Source organism: Amycolatopsis methanolica 239, from assembly GCF_000739085.1.
GTDB lineage: Bacteria > Actinomycetota > Actinomycetes > Mycobacteriales > Pseudonocardiaceae > Amycolatopsis_E > Amycolatopsis_E methanolica.
In genome coordinates this window covers 4368798-4384631 of record NZ_CP009110.1, presented here as the reverse complement: position 1 = coordinate 4384631, position 15834 = coordinate 4368798, and the positions used below count along the sequence as shown (strand labels likewise).

Here is a 15834-nt window from a genome sequence, read left to right as displayed (position 1 = left end):
GCACGAGCCGTGGGCATAGTCCCGGGTCAGAGCGGTCCTTTGGAGGGTTCCGACAAAAAACCGCCGTCGGCACGGTGCGGGTGCGACGATCACACTACCGGTGGGTACGCGCGATGCTGGACCAGCGGCCAGGGGAGGCCGCGCAGTCCAACCACCACAACTTGTGAGGCTCGATTCGGTGTTCAGTCGTGTCGCGATCGTCAACCGGGGAGAAGCCGCGATGCGGCTCATCCACGCCGTCGGTGAGCTCAACGCGGAGGGCGGGCCGCGCATCGAGACGGTGGCCCTCTACACCGACGTGGACCGCAACGCCACCTTCGTGCGGGAAGCCGACATCGCCTACAACCTGGGCGCCGCGGCGAACCGCCCCTACCTCGACCTCGCCGTCCTGGAACGCGCGCTGACCGAGACGAAGGCCGACGCCGCCTGGGTCGGCTGGGGCTTCGTCGCCGAGGACCCGGCCTTCGCCGAGCTGTGCGAAAAGCTCGGGGTCACCTTCATCGGCCCGAACCCGGAGGCGATGCGCAAACTGGGGGACAAGATCGGCGCCAAGCTGATCGCCGAAGAGGTGGGCGTGCCCGTCGCGCCGTGGAGCCGCGGGCCGGTCGAGGACCTCGACGCCGCGTTGCGCTCCGCCGAGCAGATCGGCTACCCCCTCATGCTCAAGGCCACCGCGGGCGGCGGCGGCCGCGGCATCCGGGTCGTCAACGACGCCGACGAGCTGCGGGACGCCTACGAGCGCACCAGCCAGGAGGCCGCGCGCGCCTTCGGCAGCGGTGTCGTGTTCCTGGAGCGCCTGGTCACCGGCGCCCGGCACGTCGAGGTCCAGGTCATCGCCGACGGCCAGGGCACCGCGTGGGCGCTGGGCGTGCGGGACTGCTCCGTGCAGCGCCGCAACCAGAAGATCATCGAGGAGTCCGCCTCGCCGGTGCTCGCGCCGGAGCAGGTGGCCGAGCTGAAAGCCTCCGCCGAGCGGCTCGCCGTCGCGGTCGGCTACCGCGGCGCCGCCACCGTGGAGTTCCTCTACCACCCCGGCGAGAAGCTGTTCGCCTTCCTCGAGGTGAACACCCGGCTGCAGGTCGAGCACCCGATCACCGAGGCCACCACCGGCATGGACCTGGTCAAAGCCCAGCTGCACGTCGCGTCCGGCGGCAAGCTGGAGGGCGCCCCGCCCGCCGAGCTGGGCCACGCCATCGAGGCCCGGCTCAACGCCGAGGACCCGGACCGCGACTTCGCGCCCGCCCCCGGTCGCATCGCGCTGCTCGACCTCCCGGCAGGCCCGGGCATCCGCGTCGACACCGGCGTCAGCGAGGGCGACACGATCCCCGCCGACTTCGACTCGATGATCGCCAAGATCATCGCCTACGGCCGCGACCGCGACGAGGCGCTCTCCCGCCTGCGCCGCGCCATGCGCGAGACCACCGTGCTCATCGAGGGCGGCACCACCAACAAGAGCTTCGTCCTGGACCTGCTCGGTCAGCCCGAGGTGATCGACGCGAGCGCCGACACCGGCTGGATCGACCGGGTCCGCGCGCAGGGCCGCCTGGTGTCGCACGCGCACTCCGGCATCGCGCTGGCCACCGCCGCGATCGAGGCCTACCAGGACGAGAAGCAGGTCGAGCTGCAGCGCCTGCTGTCCACCGCGCACGGCGGGCGCCCCCAGGTCCAGCACGAGGTCGGCCGCCCGATCGACCTGAAGCTGCGCGGCGCGAGCTACCGCCTCACCGTCGCCCAGACCGGGCCGGGCCGCTACCGGATCGGCTTCGTGACGGGCGACGACGTGCAGACCGTCGACGCCGAGCTGGAGCGCTACGACTCGCACACCGGCCAGATCCACGTCAACGGCCACCGCTTCCGGCTGGTGACCGGCACGCACGGGCCGATCCACCTGGTCGAGGTCGACGGCGTGACCCACCGGATCAGCCGCGACGAGGGCGGCGTCGTCCGCTCGCCCGCCCCGGCGCTGGTGGTCGCCACGCCGCTCGCCGCCGGCGACGAGGTCGAGGCCGGCGCCCCCGTGCTGGTGCTCGAGTCGATGAAGATGGAGACCGTCCTGCGCGCGCCGTTCCGGGCGCTGCTCAAGGAGTCCCTGGTCTCCGTCGGCAGCCAGGTGGAGACCGGCGCCGCGCTGCTGCGGCTGGAACCTCTCGCCGACGACGACGCCGACGCCGCCCCGGAGACCGCCGGGGTTGACCTGGACCTGCCGTCCGAGCCGGACGGGCTGTCCGCCGCGCACCGCGTCGAGCGCGGCCTGGCCGACCTGCGCAGCATGCTGCTCGGGTTCGACGTCGACCCGCGCGACGGCGGCCGCACGCTGGCCGGGTACCTGGCCGCGCGCGCCGAGCTGCCGCAGCGGCCGCTGGACGCCGAGACCGCGCTGCTGGAGGTCTTCGCCGACCTGTCCGAGCTGTCCCGCAACAAGCCGGAAGGCGAGGAGACCAAGGCCGAGACGCGGGTGCACAGCCCGCGCGAGCACTTCCACACCTACCTGCAGAGCCTCGACGCCGAGCGAGCCGGGCTGTCCGAGACCTTCCAGGGCCGCCTGACCCGCGTGCTGGGCCACTACGGCGTCGAGGGGCTGGACCGCACGCCGGAGCTGGAGGAGGCGGTCTTCCGCATCTTCCTCGCCCAGCAGCGCGCGGCCTCCGACGTCGCCGTGATCACCGCGCTGCTGCAGCAGTGGCTCACCGAGGCCCCGCCGCACAACGGGCTCCGGCAGACCGTCGGCCAGGCGCTGGAGCACCTGATCCGCGCCACCCAGCTGCGCTTCCCGGTGGTGGGCGACCTCGCCCGCAGCCTGGTGTTCCGCTGGTTCGCGCAGCCGCTGTTGCGCCGCACCCGCGCCGAGGTCTACACCAAGGTGCGCCGCCACCTCAGCTACCTCGACGCGAACCCGGAGGCGCCGGACCGCGAGCGGCGCATCGCCGAGATGGTCGCCAGCCCCGAACCGCTGGTGCGGCTGCTCGGCCAGCGCATCGGACGGCCCGGCCTCGACCCCGGCCCGCTGCTGGAGGTGCTCAGCCGCCGCTACTACCGAGAGCACGGCCTGGAGGGCGTGGAGACCGGCACCGCGGGCGGGCACGCGTTCGTCACCGCCGGGTACGACCTGGACGGCCAGCGGCAGCGGCTCATCGCGACCGTCGCCAACTTCGACGGACTGGCCGACGCGGTGCGCACGGTCGGCGAGGTCGCCGCGAAGGCCGAGCCGGGCGCGCTGGTCGCCGACATCTACCTGACCTGGACCGGCCAGCCGGCCGAGGCCGACCTGATGGCCGCCGAGCTGCGCGAGGTGCTGTCCCGCGTCGCGCTGCCGAGCAACCTGCGCCGCCTCACCACCACGGTCGCCGGGCGCAGCGGATCGGCGATGCACCACCACTTCACGTTCCGGCCGTCGTCGGCGGGCCTGGCCGAGGAGCGGCTGATCCGCGGCCTGCACCCGCTGATCGGGCAGCGGCTGCAGCTGCGGCGCCTGCAGAACTTCGACCTCACCCGCCTGCCGTCGGCCGACGAGGACGTCTACCTGGTGCGCTGCGTCGCGCCGAAGAACCCGTCCGACGAACGCCTCGTGGCGATGGCCCAGGTCCGCGACCTGACCCCGCTGCGCGACGACGAGGGCCGCATCCTCGCCCTGCCCGCCGTCGAGGGCGCGCTCGGCGCGTGCCTGGACGCGATCCGCAAGGTGCAGGCCCAGCGCCCGGCGAAGAAGCGGCTCGACACCAACCGGATCTTCCTCTACGTGTGGCCGCCCAGCGACCTCACCGCCGAAGACCTGAACACGGTCGCGCAGCGGGTGGTGCCGACGACCGCGGGCGCGGGCGTCGAGGAGGTGCTGTTCCTCGGCCGCCAGCGCGACAAGGAGACCGGCGAGCTGCGGCCGATCGCGGTGCGGGTGACCTACGACGTCGCCACCGGTGTCCGGCTGACCATCACCGACCCGCCGACCGAGCTGATCCAGCCGCTGGACGACTACGGCCAGAAGGTGCTGCGTGCGCGGCGCCGCGGCACGGTCTACCCGTACGAGCTGACCGGGATGCTCGCCGGCGAGGGCGGCTCGTTCACCGAGTACGACCTCGACGACGCCGGCGCGCTCGTGCCGGTCGAGCGCGAGCGGGGCCTGAACAAGGCCGGGATCGTCGCGGGGGTGGCGACCACGCCGACCGAGCGGTACCCGGAAGGCGTGACCCGCGTGGTGCTGCTCGGCGACCCGACGAAGGCGCTGGGCGCGCTGTCCGAACCGGAGTGTGCCCGCGTGATCGCCGCGCTGGACCTCGCGGAGCGGCTGCGGGTCCCGGTCGAGTGGTACGCGTTGTCGGCAGGCGCGCGGATCGCGATGGACTCGGGCACCGAGAACATGGACTGGATCGCCGCGGCCCTGCGCCGCATCGTCCAGTTCACCCAGGACGGCGGCGAGATCAACATCGTGGTCGCCGGCATCAACGTGGGCGCGCAGCCGTACTGGAACGCCGAAGCCACGATGCTCATGCACACCAAGGGCATCCTGGTGATGACGCCGGACTCGGCGATGGTGCTGACGGGCAAGCAGTCGCTGGACTTCTCCGGTGGCGTGTCCGCCGAGGACAACTTCGGCATCGGCGGCTACGACCGCGTGATGGGGCCGAACGGGCAGGCGCAGTACTGGGCGCCCAACCTCGGCGCCGCGCACGGCGTGCTGATGACGCACTACGACCACACGTACGTGCTGCCGGGCGAGACCGGCCCGCGCCGGGCGACGACGACGGACCCGGTGGACCGGGACGTGTGCGACTACCCGCACGCCATCGTCGGGTCCGACTTCACCACGGTGGGCCAGATCTTCTCGCGGGAGACCAACCCGGACCGCAAGAAGCCGTTCGACATCCGCACCGTGATGCGCGCGCTGGCCGACCAGGACCACGCGATCCTGGAACGCTGGGCGGGCATGGCGGACGCGGAGACCGCGGTCGTGCAGGACGTCCACCTCGGCGGGATCCCGGTGTGCCTGCTGGGCATCGAGTCGCGGTCGGTGCCGCGGCGCGGTTTCCCGCCCACCGACGGCCCGGACACCTACACCGCGGGCACGTTGTTCCCGCGCTCGTCGAAGAAGGCGGCGCGCGCGATCAACGCGGCGAGTGGCAACCGGCCGCTGGTGGTGCTGGCGAACCTGTCCGGTTTCGACGGCTCCCCGGAGTCGATGCGCAAGCTCCAGCTGGAGTACGGCGCGGAGATCGGGCGGGCGATCGTGAACTTCCGCGGGCCCATCGTGTTCTGCGTCATCTCGCGCTACCACGGCGGGGCGTTCGTGGTGTTCTCGAAGACGCTGAACCCGAACATGACCGTGCTCGCCGTGGACGGCTCGTACGCGTCCGTGCTGGGCGGCGCCCCCGCGGCGGCCGTGGTGTTCGCGCAGGAGGTCAACTCCCGCACGGCGAACGACCCGCGGGTGTCGGAGCTGGAGGCGCGGATCGCGGCGGCGGACAGCGCTTCGCGGGCCGCGCTGGTGACGCAGCTGGCGGACGTCCGGGCTTCCGTGCGGGCCGAGAAGCTGGGCGAGGTGGCCGCCGAGTTCGACGGGGTGCACTCGATCCAGCGGGCGCAACGGGTCGGCTCGGTGGACGCGATCATCCGCCCGGAGGAGCTGCGGCCGCAGATCATCGCCGCGGTGGAGCGGGGTTTGGCGCGCGCTTGATACCGGAGGGGCGCCCGGCGTTGACCGGGCGCCCCTTCGACCTCGGGCGAGGTCGCTGGCGGGGGCGCTGCCTCCAGCCTCTCGCTGTCGGTGGGGGATTCCTCTCGCAGGTGCCGCAGCAGCGGCACGAGCCGCTGGGGCGCCGTCAGGCTCCTGCGTGGCGGTTGCGGGCCACTGCGCGCAGTACTCGCCTTGCCGCGCGGTCCGGGGAGCCGTCCCCGGCCACGATCACGTTCAGGCCGGGGAACTCTCGTCGCAGGCGGGCGGCTTCCGCGGGGTCGTGCAGCACCAGCTGCCCGCCCTCGCCGCGGTCGGCCATCCGGGCCGCGAACTCCCGCGCCTTGCCCTGGCTGTCCACCACCACGTCCGGCACCCCCGGCCCGTCGCCGCGCACCTCCGCTCCGGCGCCCGCGAACGCCGCGGCCACCGCCCGCGCGAACCGGCTCTCCCCGGTGATCACCACCAGGTACCCGTCGAACCCGGCCACCCGCGCCCGCCGCACTGCCCGGCTTTCCGGCGCCCGCCCGGCGAAATCGACCAGCCCGGCCCAGGCCGACCGCGCCCGGCCTTCCGGCGCGCCCTCGGCGGAATCCACCGACGCGGCCGCCCGAGCCCGCCGCAGTCCCCGGCTCTCCGGCGCCCCCTCGGCGAAATCCACCAGCTCGGCCGTGCACCGCGCGATGACATCCGGCCGCTCGCGCGGAATCCAGTGCCCGCCCGGCAACCGCCGCACCCACAGCCGCGGCGCCCACCGCGCCACGTCCGTCTGCAGCGCGGGCGTCACGTACGGATCGTCCAGGGGCGCGAGCACCTGCACCGGCACCTCCGCGGGCCGCGGCCGCGGACGGGACAGGCGGGCGCCGATGTTCGCCCGGTACAGCTCCAGCCCGTGCACGGCGTCCGACACCGCCGGACGGCCCGCCGCGCTGCCCGAAAGCCGCCGCAGTACCCGGCGACCCACCCCGGACCGCCAGCTCAGCTCGGGAACCAGCGGGATCTGGAAGAACACGATGTAGGTCGAGTGCACCAGCTGCCGCAGCGCCGGCCCCCATCCCGACGGCCGCCGCAACCGCGTGCGGAACCAGTGCCCGGCGTGGTCGAGCGAAGGTCCTGAGATCGAGGTGAACGACGCGATCCGCCCGCGCAGCAGGTCCCCGGTCACCGCGTGCCAGCTCTGGATCGAACCCCAGTCGTGCGCGACGAGGTGCGCCGGCCGGCCCGGGCTGACCTCGTCGAGCACGGCGGCCAGGTCCTCGGCCAGCCGGTCGAGCGCGTACCCGTCGCGCCGCGCGGGCCGGTCCGACTCGCCCGCGCCGCGGACGTCGTAGGTGACCACGTGGAACCGTTCCGCGAGCCGGGCCGCCACACCGTCCCAAACGGACCGGTCGTCGGGATAGCCGTGCACGCACACCACGGTCGGCGCGGCCGGATCACCGGCTTCCGCGACCGCGATCCGCGTGCCGTCCCGGGACACCACTCGCCGGACCACGCAGCCTCCTCGCTGAATCTATTACCCGAAGTAACAGTTACTGCGATGAGCATCGGCGGCCGGGCGAGCCTTGTCAAGCGCAGGGGCCTGGTCCGGTCCACACGCGTGAGTGACGCACCAAGGGTGGATGCCCTGTGTGGCAACGGAATTCGCGGCATCCGCCGTGACGGATCGGTTTTGCGGGGCCGACCAGCGAGAGTTCGCCTGTCACGTGGACACTCCGTGATCGCAACGTGTCCTGCGTCACATCTGCGTGCCGGATTTGCCCCTGCCGTCCCGGGCACCCGGTCCGCGGAGCCGCTCAGGTTCCGGCCCGGAATCCGTTGATACGAAGGGAATTCAGAACCATGAACGTTCGTCGCTTCGCGATCGCCAGCCTGCTGGCCATCCCGCTGTCGTTCGGTGCCGCGGGCATCGCGTCGGCTGACAGCTACGGGGACTCCGCCGCGTCCGCCGGCCCGGACGGCGCCGCGATCTCCAGCACCGGCTCGGTCGCGGGCCACGACTACGGCTACGACGACGACGGCTACGGTCACGGCTACGCCGGCTACTACGACGCCAACCTGTCGGCAGGCCCGGAGGGGGCGGGCGGCGACTACACCGTCTCCGGAACCAACGGCCACACCTCCTTCTATGGTGAAGGCTGCCAGTGGGCGGGCCCGGAGGGCGCGCACTCGAGTGACACCTGGTCGGTCGCGGGTCACCACCACCACGACCACGACAACGACTGGCACGACGAAGGGGACGAGGGCGACGACGACTGACGTCACCCGCCCTGCCTCTCTCCCTGACGGTGACCCCCGGTGAGGCCGGGGGTCACCGTTTCCCGTTGTCCGGGGTCAGGTCGTGGCGCACCGCGAGGATCGCCAGGTGCACGCGGCTGGGGCTGCCGGTCTTGTCCATCAGGTTCGCCACGTGCGTCTCGACCGTCGTGACCCCGACCTGCATCCGCGCCGCGATGTCCGCATTGGACAGTCCCATTCCGACCAGTCCGAGCACCTCGCGCTCGCGCGGCGTCAGCGGCAGATCCGGCCGCTCCGCCCTGGACCGCACCGCCTGCCCGACCAGCCGCCGCAGGACGTCGTCGCTGAACGGGCTGCCGCCCGCGGCCGCCCGGCGGATCCCGTCGAGCAGCTCGGCGGGCGTGGCGTCCTTGGCGAGGAACACGCACGCGCCCGCCGCCAGCGCCGGGTACAGGTGCTCGTCGTCGTCGAAGGTCGTCAGCACGACGATCCGCGTCGCGGGCCGTTCACCCAGGATCGTCCTCGTCGCGGTGACCCCGTCCGTGCCGGGCATCCGCAGGTCCATCAGCACCACGTCGGGCTGGACCCGGCCGGCCAGCCGGATCCCCTCACCGCCGTGCGGCGCCTCGCCGACGACCTCGATGTCCGACGTGGACTCGCACAGCATGCGCAGGCCGGCGCGGACCAGCTCCTGGTCGTCGACGAGCAGGGTGCGGATCACGGGATCTCCGAATCGACCGGGGCGGACGTCTCCACCGGGATCAGCGCACGCACCCGCCAGCCGTCGCCGTGCGGGCCGGCCTCGAGGGTGCCGCCGACCAGGTCGACGCGGTCCCGCAGGCCCACCAGTCCGTAGCCCGGTTCACTGCCGCCGTCCCGCACGACACCGGTGTCGGTGACCTCGACCAGCACCTGCCCGCCGCCGGTGTCCACCCGGACGCTCGCCCGCGCGCCGGGGCCGGTGTGCTTGGCGACGTTGGTCAGGCTCTCCTGCACCAGCCGCAGCACCGCCAGGCCGCGCAGCGAATCGAGCGCCGCGATGGCTGGGTCGACGTGGCAGTCGATCGCCGGCCCGGCCTGCCGCGCCCGATCACCGACTCCACCGCGGCGGGCAGCGACGCGGTCCCGATGAGCACGCCGTGGTCGCGCACGCCCGCCGGGTCGCGCAGCGCGGACACCAGCTCCCGCAGGTCCGCGAGGGTCCGGGTGGCCGAGGCGTGGACGTCGTCGAGCACCTCGCCGACACGCGGATCCAGGTCCGGCACCACGGCCCGCGCCACGCCCACCCGCAGCGCCATCGACGCGACGTGGTGGGCCACCAGGTCGTGCAGCTCGCGGGCGATATCGGTGCGCTCGCTCAGGCGGGCGCCGCGCGCGGCGAGTTCCCGGCGCGCCTCGGCCTCCTCGGCCCGCGCGCTCGCCTGCACCACCGCCCGCATCCCGGCCCGCGGGTAGGCGCCCAGCAGCAGCGGGCCGCCCACGACCGTGAGGACCCGGTAGCCGACGGCGAGCACGCCGGTCAGCACGTGGTCGTAGGTGCCGAGCACGAAGTACACCGCGGTGAGCACGCCGGCGCCGAGCAGGGCGACGCGCATCGGGCGGCGGATCGCCGGCTCGAACACCGCGACGCCGGCCAGCACCTTCACCGCCACCGGCGTGGCGTCGGCCCATTGGTGCGCGGCCAGGATGAGCAGGGATTCCACGCCCGCGACCGCCAGCGGCCACACCCCGCCCGCGAGGAAGACCCCGGCCGCGGCGAACACGACCACCCAGTCCGCCGGCGTCGGCTCCGGCCGCTGCACCAGCAGCAGATAGCCAGGGCCGAGCACGAGGGGCAGCGGGCGCGCGGGCCCGAACCGGTCGCCGACCGCCCGCCCAACTCACCCCAGAAGCACAGAACCGACACTAACGGGCGGACGCGCCGGGCGGTTCCTCCCTGGGAAGGAGGTCCGGCTGGTTCCGGCTGGCAGTCGTGCCGGACCTGGTGCGCGGTAGTGGATGACCGGCGGTCGGACCGCGCGGTTCCGCTGGGGAGGGCGGTTCCGCTGGTTCCGGGTGGCGCTTGTGCCGAGGTAGGCGCGCGCGGGCGGCTGTCCGGTGATCGCGCCGAGCGCCTCCTCCCTCGGAACGAGTCCCCATCAGCCGCGACGCCACCGCGACCGGCCCGCGGGGACGAGGCCGCGACCCGTTCGCGCACGCAGCCTGGAGTGGTGACCGACGAAACCCTCCTCGTGACCGGCGGCACCGGCTACCTCGCCGGCTGGTGCATCGACCTCCTCCTCGCCCGCGGCTACCACGTGCGGGCCACCGTCCGCGACCGCTCCCGCCGTCCGGTGGTGGCCGTCCAGCTGCCGCCGGGAGACCCCACGGCCCGCCTCACCGTCGTCGAGGCCGATCTCGGCTCCGACGCCGGCTGGGCGGAGGCCGCGGCGGGCTGGGACTTCGTCCTGCACGTCGCGTCGCCGTTCCCGGCCGTGTCGCCGCGGGACCCCGCCGCCCTGGTCGGCCCCGCCCGGGACGGCACGCTCCGCGTCCTCGCCGCAGCCAGGGCCGCGGGCGCGTGGCGGATCGTGGTGACCTCGTCGTCGTCCGCGGCCGCCTACCCGGCCGGCCCCCGGCCCGACCCGATCACCGAGGACCACTGGACCGACCCCGGCCACCCGCTGGCCCGCGCCTACGTGCGGTCCAAGATCCTCGCCGAGCGCGCCGCCTGGGCGTACGCGCACGAGCACGGGATGACGGACCGGCTGACCGTGATCGCGCCCGGCACGCTGCTGGGACCCGTGCGCGGCCGCCCGTCCTACTCGCTGTCGGTGGTCGAGCGGCTCGTGGCGGGCCGGATGCCCGGGCTGCCGCGCCTGGGTTTCCCATTCACCGACGTGCGGGACGTCGCCGGCCTGCACGTCGCCGCGATGCTCAGCCCGGACGCGGCGGGGGAGCGGTTCCTCGCCGCCGGGCCGTTCCACTGGATCGAGGACGTCGCGGCCATCCTGCGCGGGCAGCACGGTGCGCGTGTGCCGTCCCGGCGGCTGCCCGGCCCGCTCGTCCGCGCGGCCCCCCCCCCGTTCGACCGCGCGCTGCGCCAGGTCGTGCCCGGGCTCGGCGAGGAGTTCCGCTTCGCCACCGGCAAGGCGCGCGACGTGCTGGCCTGGAACCCGCGGCCGCTCGCGGACACCGTGCTCGACCGCGCCCGCTCGCTCGTCACGGCTTGAGCAGGCCGCGGCGCGGTAGTTTGTGCCACGGCAGCCGCGCCCCGGCCAGCGCGGTGCTCAGCGACTGCAGCACCACCAGGTACATCAGCTGCCGGTAGACGAACTGCTGCAGCGGCAGCGCGAGCAGCGGCCGCAGCGGTTCCCGGTCCAGCCGGAACGCCACCACCGCCGGGATCGCCTGCAGAGTCAGGAACGCCAGCCACGCCCCGAGCACCAGCCACCGGTCGCCGGTGAACAGCCCGAACACGGCGGCGACGTCGACGAGCGGCGCGACGATCGGCAGCAGCACCTGGAACAGCAGCAGGTACGGCAGCCCCCGCCGCCCCAGCCGTCCCGCGCTGCCGCGCTCGGCGACCGCGTGCCGGTGCTTCCACACCGACTGCAGCGTCCCGTAGCACCAGCGGTACCGCTGCGTCCACAGCTCTGCCAGCGTCGCCGGGGCCTCGGTCAGCGCCCGCGCCTCCTCCTCGTACACCACGCGCCAGCCGCCGCGCTCCAGCGCCATCGTCAGGTCGGTGTCCTCGGCGAGCGTGTCCGTGGGCACCCCGCCGACGCGCAGCACCGCCGACCGCCGGAACGCGCCGACCGCGCCCGGCACCGTGGGCATGCATTCGAGCACGTCGTAGAGCCGCCGGTCCAGGTTGAAGCCGCACACGTACTCGATGTGCTGCCACCGGCCGAGCAGCCGGCCGCGGTTGCCGACCTTGGCGTTGCCGGACACGGCCGCCACGGCCGGATCGGCGAAGTTGCGCACGAGCGCGGGCACCGAACCCGGCTCCAGCACGGTGTCGCCGTCCATAAGCACGACCAGTTCGGTGCGCGCGGCGGCGAGTCCGGTGTTCAGCGCGGCCGCCTTGCCCGCGTTGGCCTGCCGGATCAGGCGCACGTTCGGGCGGCGGCGGGCGATCCGCTCCACCAGTGCGTCGGTGCCGTCGGTGGATCCGTCGTCGACCACGATCACCTGCACGCGCGGGCCCGCGGCCAGTGCCGAGCGGACCGCCCACTCGATACCTTCGCGCTCGTTGTAGGCGGGGATGATCACGGTCACCGGCTGGTCCGGCGCCTCCCGCGGGCGGCGCCGCCGCGCGTGCAGACTTGTCGTCACGCCGAGCAGAACCGTACGCAGCAGCGCCAGCACGGTCGCCACCACCGTCAGCACGAACAGCGCCCCGGCGGTGAATTCCGCGGCGCCCACGGCGAACACGAGCAGCCAGCCGCCCACCCGTGCGCGGACTGGGGCCGCCGCCTGGGTGCCGGACAGCCCGACGGATTCGCTGACCGTGCCGAAGGTCCAGCCGTGCGACCGCAGTTCCGGGATCAGCCGGTCGAGGGCCTCGACGGTCTGCGCGCGGTCCCCGCCGCCGTCGTGCATCAGGACCACCGCGCCATTGTTCCCGGCCGGGGTCGCGTTGGCGATGATCGCGTCCGCGCCGGGGCGGCGCCAGTCCTGGGAGTCCACATCGGACAGCACCACCAGCTTGCCGTCCGCGCCCAGCCGCTGTGCCGCGGCCCAGTCCCGGTCGTCCAGGCCGTCCGGAGTGGACGAATAGGGCGGCCGCACCAGCGCCGGGATGACACCCGCGGTGCCGGCGAGGACGAGGTCCGTCGTGCGGATCTCCAGATCGGCCCGGAAGCCGCTCGCCGTGCTCAGGTCGGTGTGGGTTGCGGTGTGGTTGCCGATTTCGTGGCCGCGGGCCAGGATCTCGCGGACCAGGTCCGGGTATTGCGCGGCGCGCGCGCCGGTCACGAAGAACGTCGCCTTCGCGCCGTTGCGGTCCAGCGCGTCGAGGATCCGCGGCGTCCACACCGGGTCCGGCCCGTCGTCGAAGGTCAGGGCGATGGTGTGGTCCCGCGCCCGCGCGATGGCGGGGGAGGCCGGCCGCGGGTCGATCACCGCGCCGCCGCCGCGCACCTGCGCGGGCACGGTCGTCGCGGGACCGGGCGGCGACGTGTCCTCGCCGCCGTCCGCGCCCGTGACGACGGCGTCGAGCGCGAGCAGGCCGGCGACGACCGCGAGGATCGCCGACAGCAGCAGCCAGTGGGCCTTCGGCGGGCTTGGCCGCCGGTGCCGGGTCACCGGCCGGGTTCCGGCTCGCCGTTCTGCCCGCGCCCGGGGGGATCGGGGCGGGCGCGTGGGTTGCGCGGTTCGCCGGGAGACGACGGCGGTTGCGGCGCGGCCGTCGTGGTCACGGCTGGGGCCTGCGGCACCGGCGCGGTCGTGCCCTGGTCCGTGGCCTGAGTTTGGGTCTGGGCCTGGGACGACGGGTCGGTGCCGCGCGGCGCGGTGGTGTCGTCGGCCACCGACGGGCCACCCTGCGGCGGCGGTGCCGGGGACGCGGCGGGCGCGTCGGGCACCGGCAGGAGCACGGAGGCGGGGATTGGCGCGCCCAGCAGCGAAGCCATCAACAGCACGGCATAACCGCTGACCAGAGCGCACGCCGAGATGCTCACGCGGCGCACGATGCGGCGTCTTCGCCCGGACGGATCGACGAAAACGGGTTTCTCCCGCGGAATTTCGACAGTGTCGTCGCTAATTGTCTTCATCACCAGGGCATCGCGTCGGGGGACCGGTCGGGGCCTTCACCCTAAACACATCCGGTGCGCCGACCAAGCGCCGCGCCGTGGTGAATCTTCCGCGATTCCCGGCCGTACCGGGAAAAGATCAACCGCCCGCCATCGCGCCCATCACGAGGAACGGTTCGGCTCCCGCGACCACCGGCGCGGGCAGCGGGGCGTCCGGCTCCTCGTGTGACAGGTCCTCTTCGCAGGCGAAGAAGCGGACGAACGCCCGGCGTCTGCCGGTGCCGTGCTCGCGGATCGTGCCGCGCAGCATCGGATAGCGCTCCTCCAGCGCGTCCAGCAGGGCACGCTGGGTCGCGGTGCCGTTCAGTTCCAGTTCGACCTCGCCGTCGATGTGGGCGATGGTGCGCAGGTGCGCGGGCAGGTGGACGCGGATCATGGCAGCGTCTGGACCTCCACCGACAGGACCGCGGGCAGGTCGCGCACGATGGGCGCCCAGGTGTCCCCGGAGTCGGCCGACGCGTACACCTGGCCGCCGGTCGTGCCGAAGTAGACGCCGCACGACTCCAGCGAGTCCACCGCCATCGCGTCGCGCAGCACGTTGACGTAGCAGTTCTCCTGCGGCAGCCCGGCGGTCAGCGGCTCCCACTCGTGACCGCCGCCGCGGCTGCGGTACACGCGCAGCCGCCCGTCCGGCGGAAAGTGGTGCTCGTCGCTCTTGATCGGGACCACGTAGACGGTGTCCAGCTCGTGGGCGTGCACGTCGATGACGAACCCGAAGTCGGTCGGCAGGTTCCCGCTGATCTCGTACCAGTTGTCGCCGCCGTCGTCGCTGCGCATCACGTCCCAGTGCTTCTGCATGAACAGCACGTCCGGGCGCTGCGGGTGGCGCGCGATGTGGTGCACGCAGTGGCCCACCTCGGCGTCCGGATCCGGGATCTGGCCGGACTTCAGCCCGTGGTTGATGGCCTGCCAGGTCTTGCCGCCGTCCTCGGTGCGGAACGCGCCCGCCGCGGAGATGGCGATGATCAGGCGGTTCGCGTCGCGCGGGTCCTGGATGATCGTGTGCAGGCACATCCCGCCCGCGCCCGGCTGCCACTTCGGGCCGGAGCCGTGCCCGCGCAGGCCCGGCAGCTCCTGCCAGGTCGCGCCCGCGTCGTTCGAGCGGAACAGCGCCGCGTCCTCGACACCGGCGTAGATCAGGTCCGGATCGGTCAGCGACGGCTCGAGGTGCCACACGCGCGCGAACTCCCACGGGTGCGGCGTGCCGTCGTACCACTGGTGGGTGCCGGGCACGCCCTCGTAGGCGAACTCGTTGCCCACCGGCTGCCACGTCTTCCCGCCGTCGTCCGAACGCTGGATCAGCTGGCCGAACCAGCTGGTCGACTGGGCGGCGAAGATCCGGTCCGGGTCGGCGGGGGAGCCCTTGAGGTGGTAGATCTCCCAGCCCGGGAAGTGCGGGCCGCTGACCTCCCAGTCGGCTCGCCGTTCGTCGGACGTCAGGACGAAGGCACCCTTGCGTGTGCCGACCAGCACGCGAACCCCGCTCATCGCCGCTCCTTCCCGTGTCAGGTGGTTAGACCGTAAGGAGCACGGGGGCCGCGCGTCTTCTCCAATCTTGCGCGGTTCGTCCTGCGGGGCCACGGGTACCCGCCCGGGAAACGGAAGGAGGACGTCGTGCCGGAGACGCTGTCGGACACCGAAATCGCCCGGGCGCTGGGCGGGATGGCGCGGGGACGCCGGCCACCTCTCGCGCACGGTGCGCGTGCCGGAGCAGGCACACGGCGCGCTGATCGGCCGCGTGCAGCGGGACGCGGCGACACGGAGCGACCACGCGCAGTTCGAACGCCGCCGGGGCGAGCTGACCTTCACCGTCACCACGGGCTTCCCCGGCCGGGTCACCGAGCCGGACCTGTGGCTGGCGTCCCGCATCGAAGCGTTGCTGGCGGAACTGACCTGACCCCGCGAGGCCCGCGTTCGCGCGCGAGTCCCACGTTCGCGGGCGCGAGTTCTCCGTTTCGCCAACTCGCCCTCGTGAGGGGCGAACTCGGCGTCGGGAGCGGCGAACATGGCGCTGGGAGTGGCAAACACCCCGCCGGGGGCGGCCAAACTCGCCGCCCGAGGTAGCCAACACGGCGCCCGGAGCGGCCAATAACGGGGCCGCCGTGTGTTTGCCCGTCAGGGCGGCGTGTGTGCCGGATCGGG

At 73.6% G+C, this 15834-nt stretch carries 12 protein-coding genes; 4 read left to right on the top strand and 8 right to left on the bottom strand.

Features of this window, described 5'->3' with window-relative positions; translation table 11 throughout:
* Positions 1–178: 178 nt before the first annotated feature.
* Positions 179–5665, top strand: a complete 5487-nt coding sequence (locus AMETH_RS21240) for an ATP-binding protein (RefSeq protein ID WP_026153226.1) — start codon at positions 179–181, stop codon at positions 5663–5665.
* A 145-nt stretch (positions 5666–5810) separates the two neighbouring features.
* Here the strand turns inward: AMETH_RS21240 and AMETH_RS21235 are convergent, their stop codons facing one another.
* A complete protein-coding gene (locus AMETH_RS21235) occupies positions 5811–7154 on the bottom strand; it encodes an alpha/beta fold hydrolase (protein ID WP_223842894.1) in 1344 nt (447 codons plus the stop codon).
* A 347-nt stretch (positions 7155–7501) separates the two neighbouring features.
* On the opposite strand from AMETH_RS21235, the gene AMETH_RS21230 reads away from it, so the two are divergent.
* Positions 7502–7918 carry a hypothetical protein gene (locus AMETH_RS21230; protein WP_017983169.1) on the top strand — a complete coding sequence of 139 codons (417 nt, stop codon included), beginning with the start codon at positions 7502–7504 and terminating at the stop codon, positions 7916–7918.
* Positions 7919–7970: 52 nt separating this feature from the next.
* Here AMETH_RS21230 and AMETH_RS21225 read toward each other — a convergent pair whose 3' ends face one another.
* The 3 genes from AMETH_RS21225 to AMETH_RS21220 are packed head-to-tail and all read right to left on the bottom strand — an operon-like array spanning position 7971 to position 9726.
* Positions 7971–8618, bottom strand: a complete 648-nt coding sequence (locus tag AMETH_RS21225; RefSeq protein WP_017983168.1) for a response regulator transcription factor — start codon at positions 8616–8618, stop codon at positions 7971–7973.
* On the bottom strand, positions 8615–8905 hold the full coding sequence (locus AMETH_RS35975) for an ATP-binding protein (RefSeq protein WP_017983167.1): 291 nt from the start codon (positions 8903–8905) through the stop codon (positions 8615–8617). Before AMETH_RS35975 ends, AMETH_RS21225 begins: the two co-directional genes overlap by 4 nt.
* Entirely contained in the window at positions 8878–9726 is an 849-nt protein-coding gene (locus AMETH_RS21220) for a histidine kinase dimerization/phosphoacceptor domain-containing protein (protein ID WP_051079425.1), read from the bottom strand. Before AMETH_RS21220 ends, AMETH_RS35975 begins: the two co-directional genes overlap by 28 nt.
* Positions 9727–10107: 381 nt before the next feature.
* Here AMETH_RS21220 and AMETH_RS21215 point away from each other — a divergent pair, with 381 nt between their 5' ends.
* The gene (locus AMETH_RS21215) at positions 10108–11109 is read left to right on the top strand and encodes an NAD-dependent epimerase/dehydratase family protein (RefSeq protein ID WP_038533295.1); all 1002 of its coding nucleotides are present in this window, start codon (positions 10108–10110) and stop codon (positions 11107–11109) included.
* Here the strand turns inward: AMETH_RS21215 and AMETH_RS21210 are convergent.
* The 4 genes from AMETH_RS21210 to AMETH_RS21195 all read right to left on the bottom strand — a co-directional run bounded on the left by AMETH_RS21210 (position 11099) and on the right by AMETH_RS21195 (position 15180).
* The gene (locus AMETH_RS21210) at positions 11099–13186 is read right to left on the bottom strand and encodes a bifunctional polysaccharide deacetylase/glycosyltransferase family 2 protein (protein ID WP_017983165.1); all 2088 of its coding nucleotides are present in this window, start codon (positions 13184–13186) and stop codon (positions 11099–11101) included. The genes AMETH_RS21215 and AMETH_RS21210 overlap by 11 nt on opposite strands.
* Positions 13183–13560, bottom strand: coding sequence for a hypothetical protein (locus tag AMETH_RS21205; protein ID WP_017983164.1), 378 nt, complete (start codon positions 13558–13560; stop codon positions 13183–13185). The genes AMETH_RS21210 and AMETH_RS21205 overlap by 4 nt, the downstream gene beginning before the upstream one ends.
* 211 nt (positions 13561–13771) lie before the next feature.
* Positions 13772–14068, bottom strand: a complete 297-nt coding sequence (locus tag AMETH_RS21200) for a MoaD/ThiS family protein (protein WP_017983163.1) — start codon at positions 14066–14068, stop codon at positions 13772–13774.
* The gene (locus AMETH_RS21195) at positions 14065–15180 is read right to left on the bottom strand and encodes a WD40/YVTN/BNR-like repeat-containing protein (RefSeq protein ID WP_017983162.1); all 1116 of its coding nucleotides are present in this window, start codon (positions 15178–15180) and stop codon (positions 14065–14067) included. Before AMETH_RS21195 ends, AMETH_RS21200 begins: the two co-directional genes overlap by 4 nt.
* On the opposite strand from AMETH_RS21195, the gene AMETH_RS40565 reads away from it, so the two are divergent.
* Positions 15152–15589 (top strand): 4a-hydroxytetrahydrobiopterin dehydratase, encoded by a 438-nt coding sequence (locus tag AMETH_RS40565; RefSeq protein ID WP_223842893.1) that lies wholly within the window; start codon positions 15152–15154, stop codon positions 15587–15589. The two genes, AMETH_RS21195 and AMETH_RS40565, sit on opposite strands and share 29 nt — an antisense overlap.
* Positions 15590–15834: the final 245 nt, after the last annotated feature.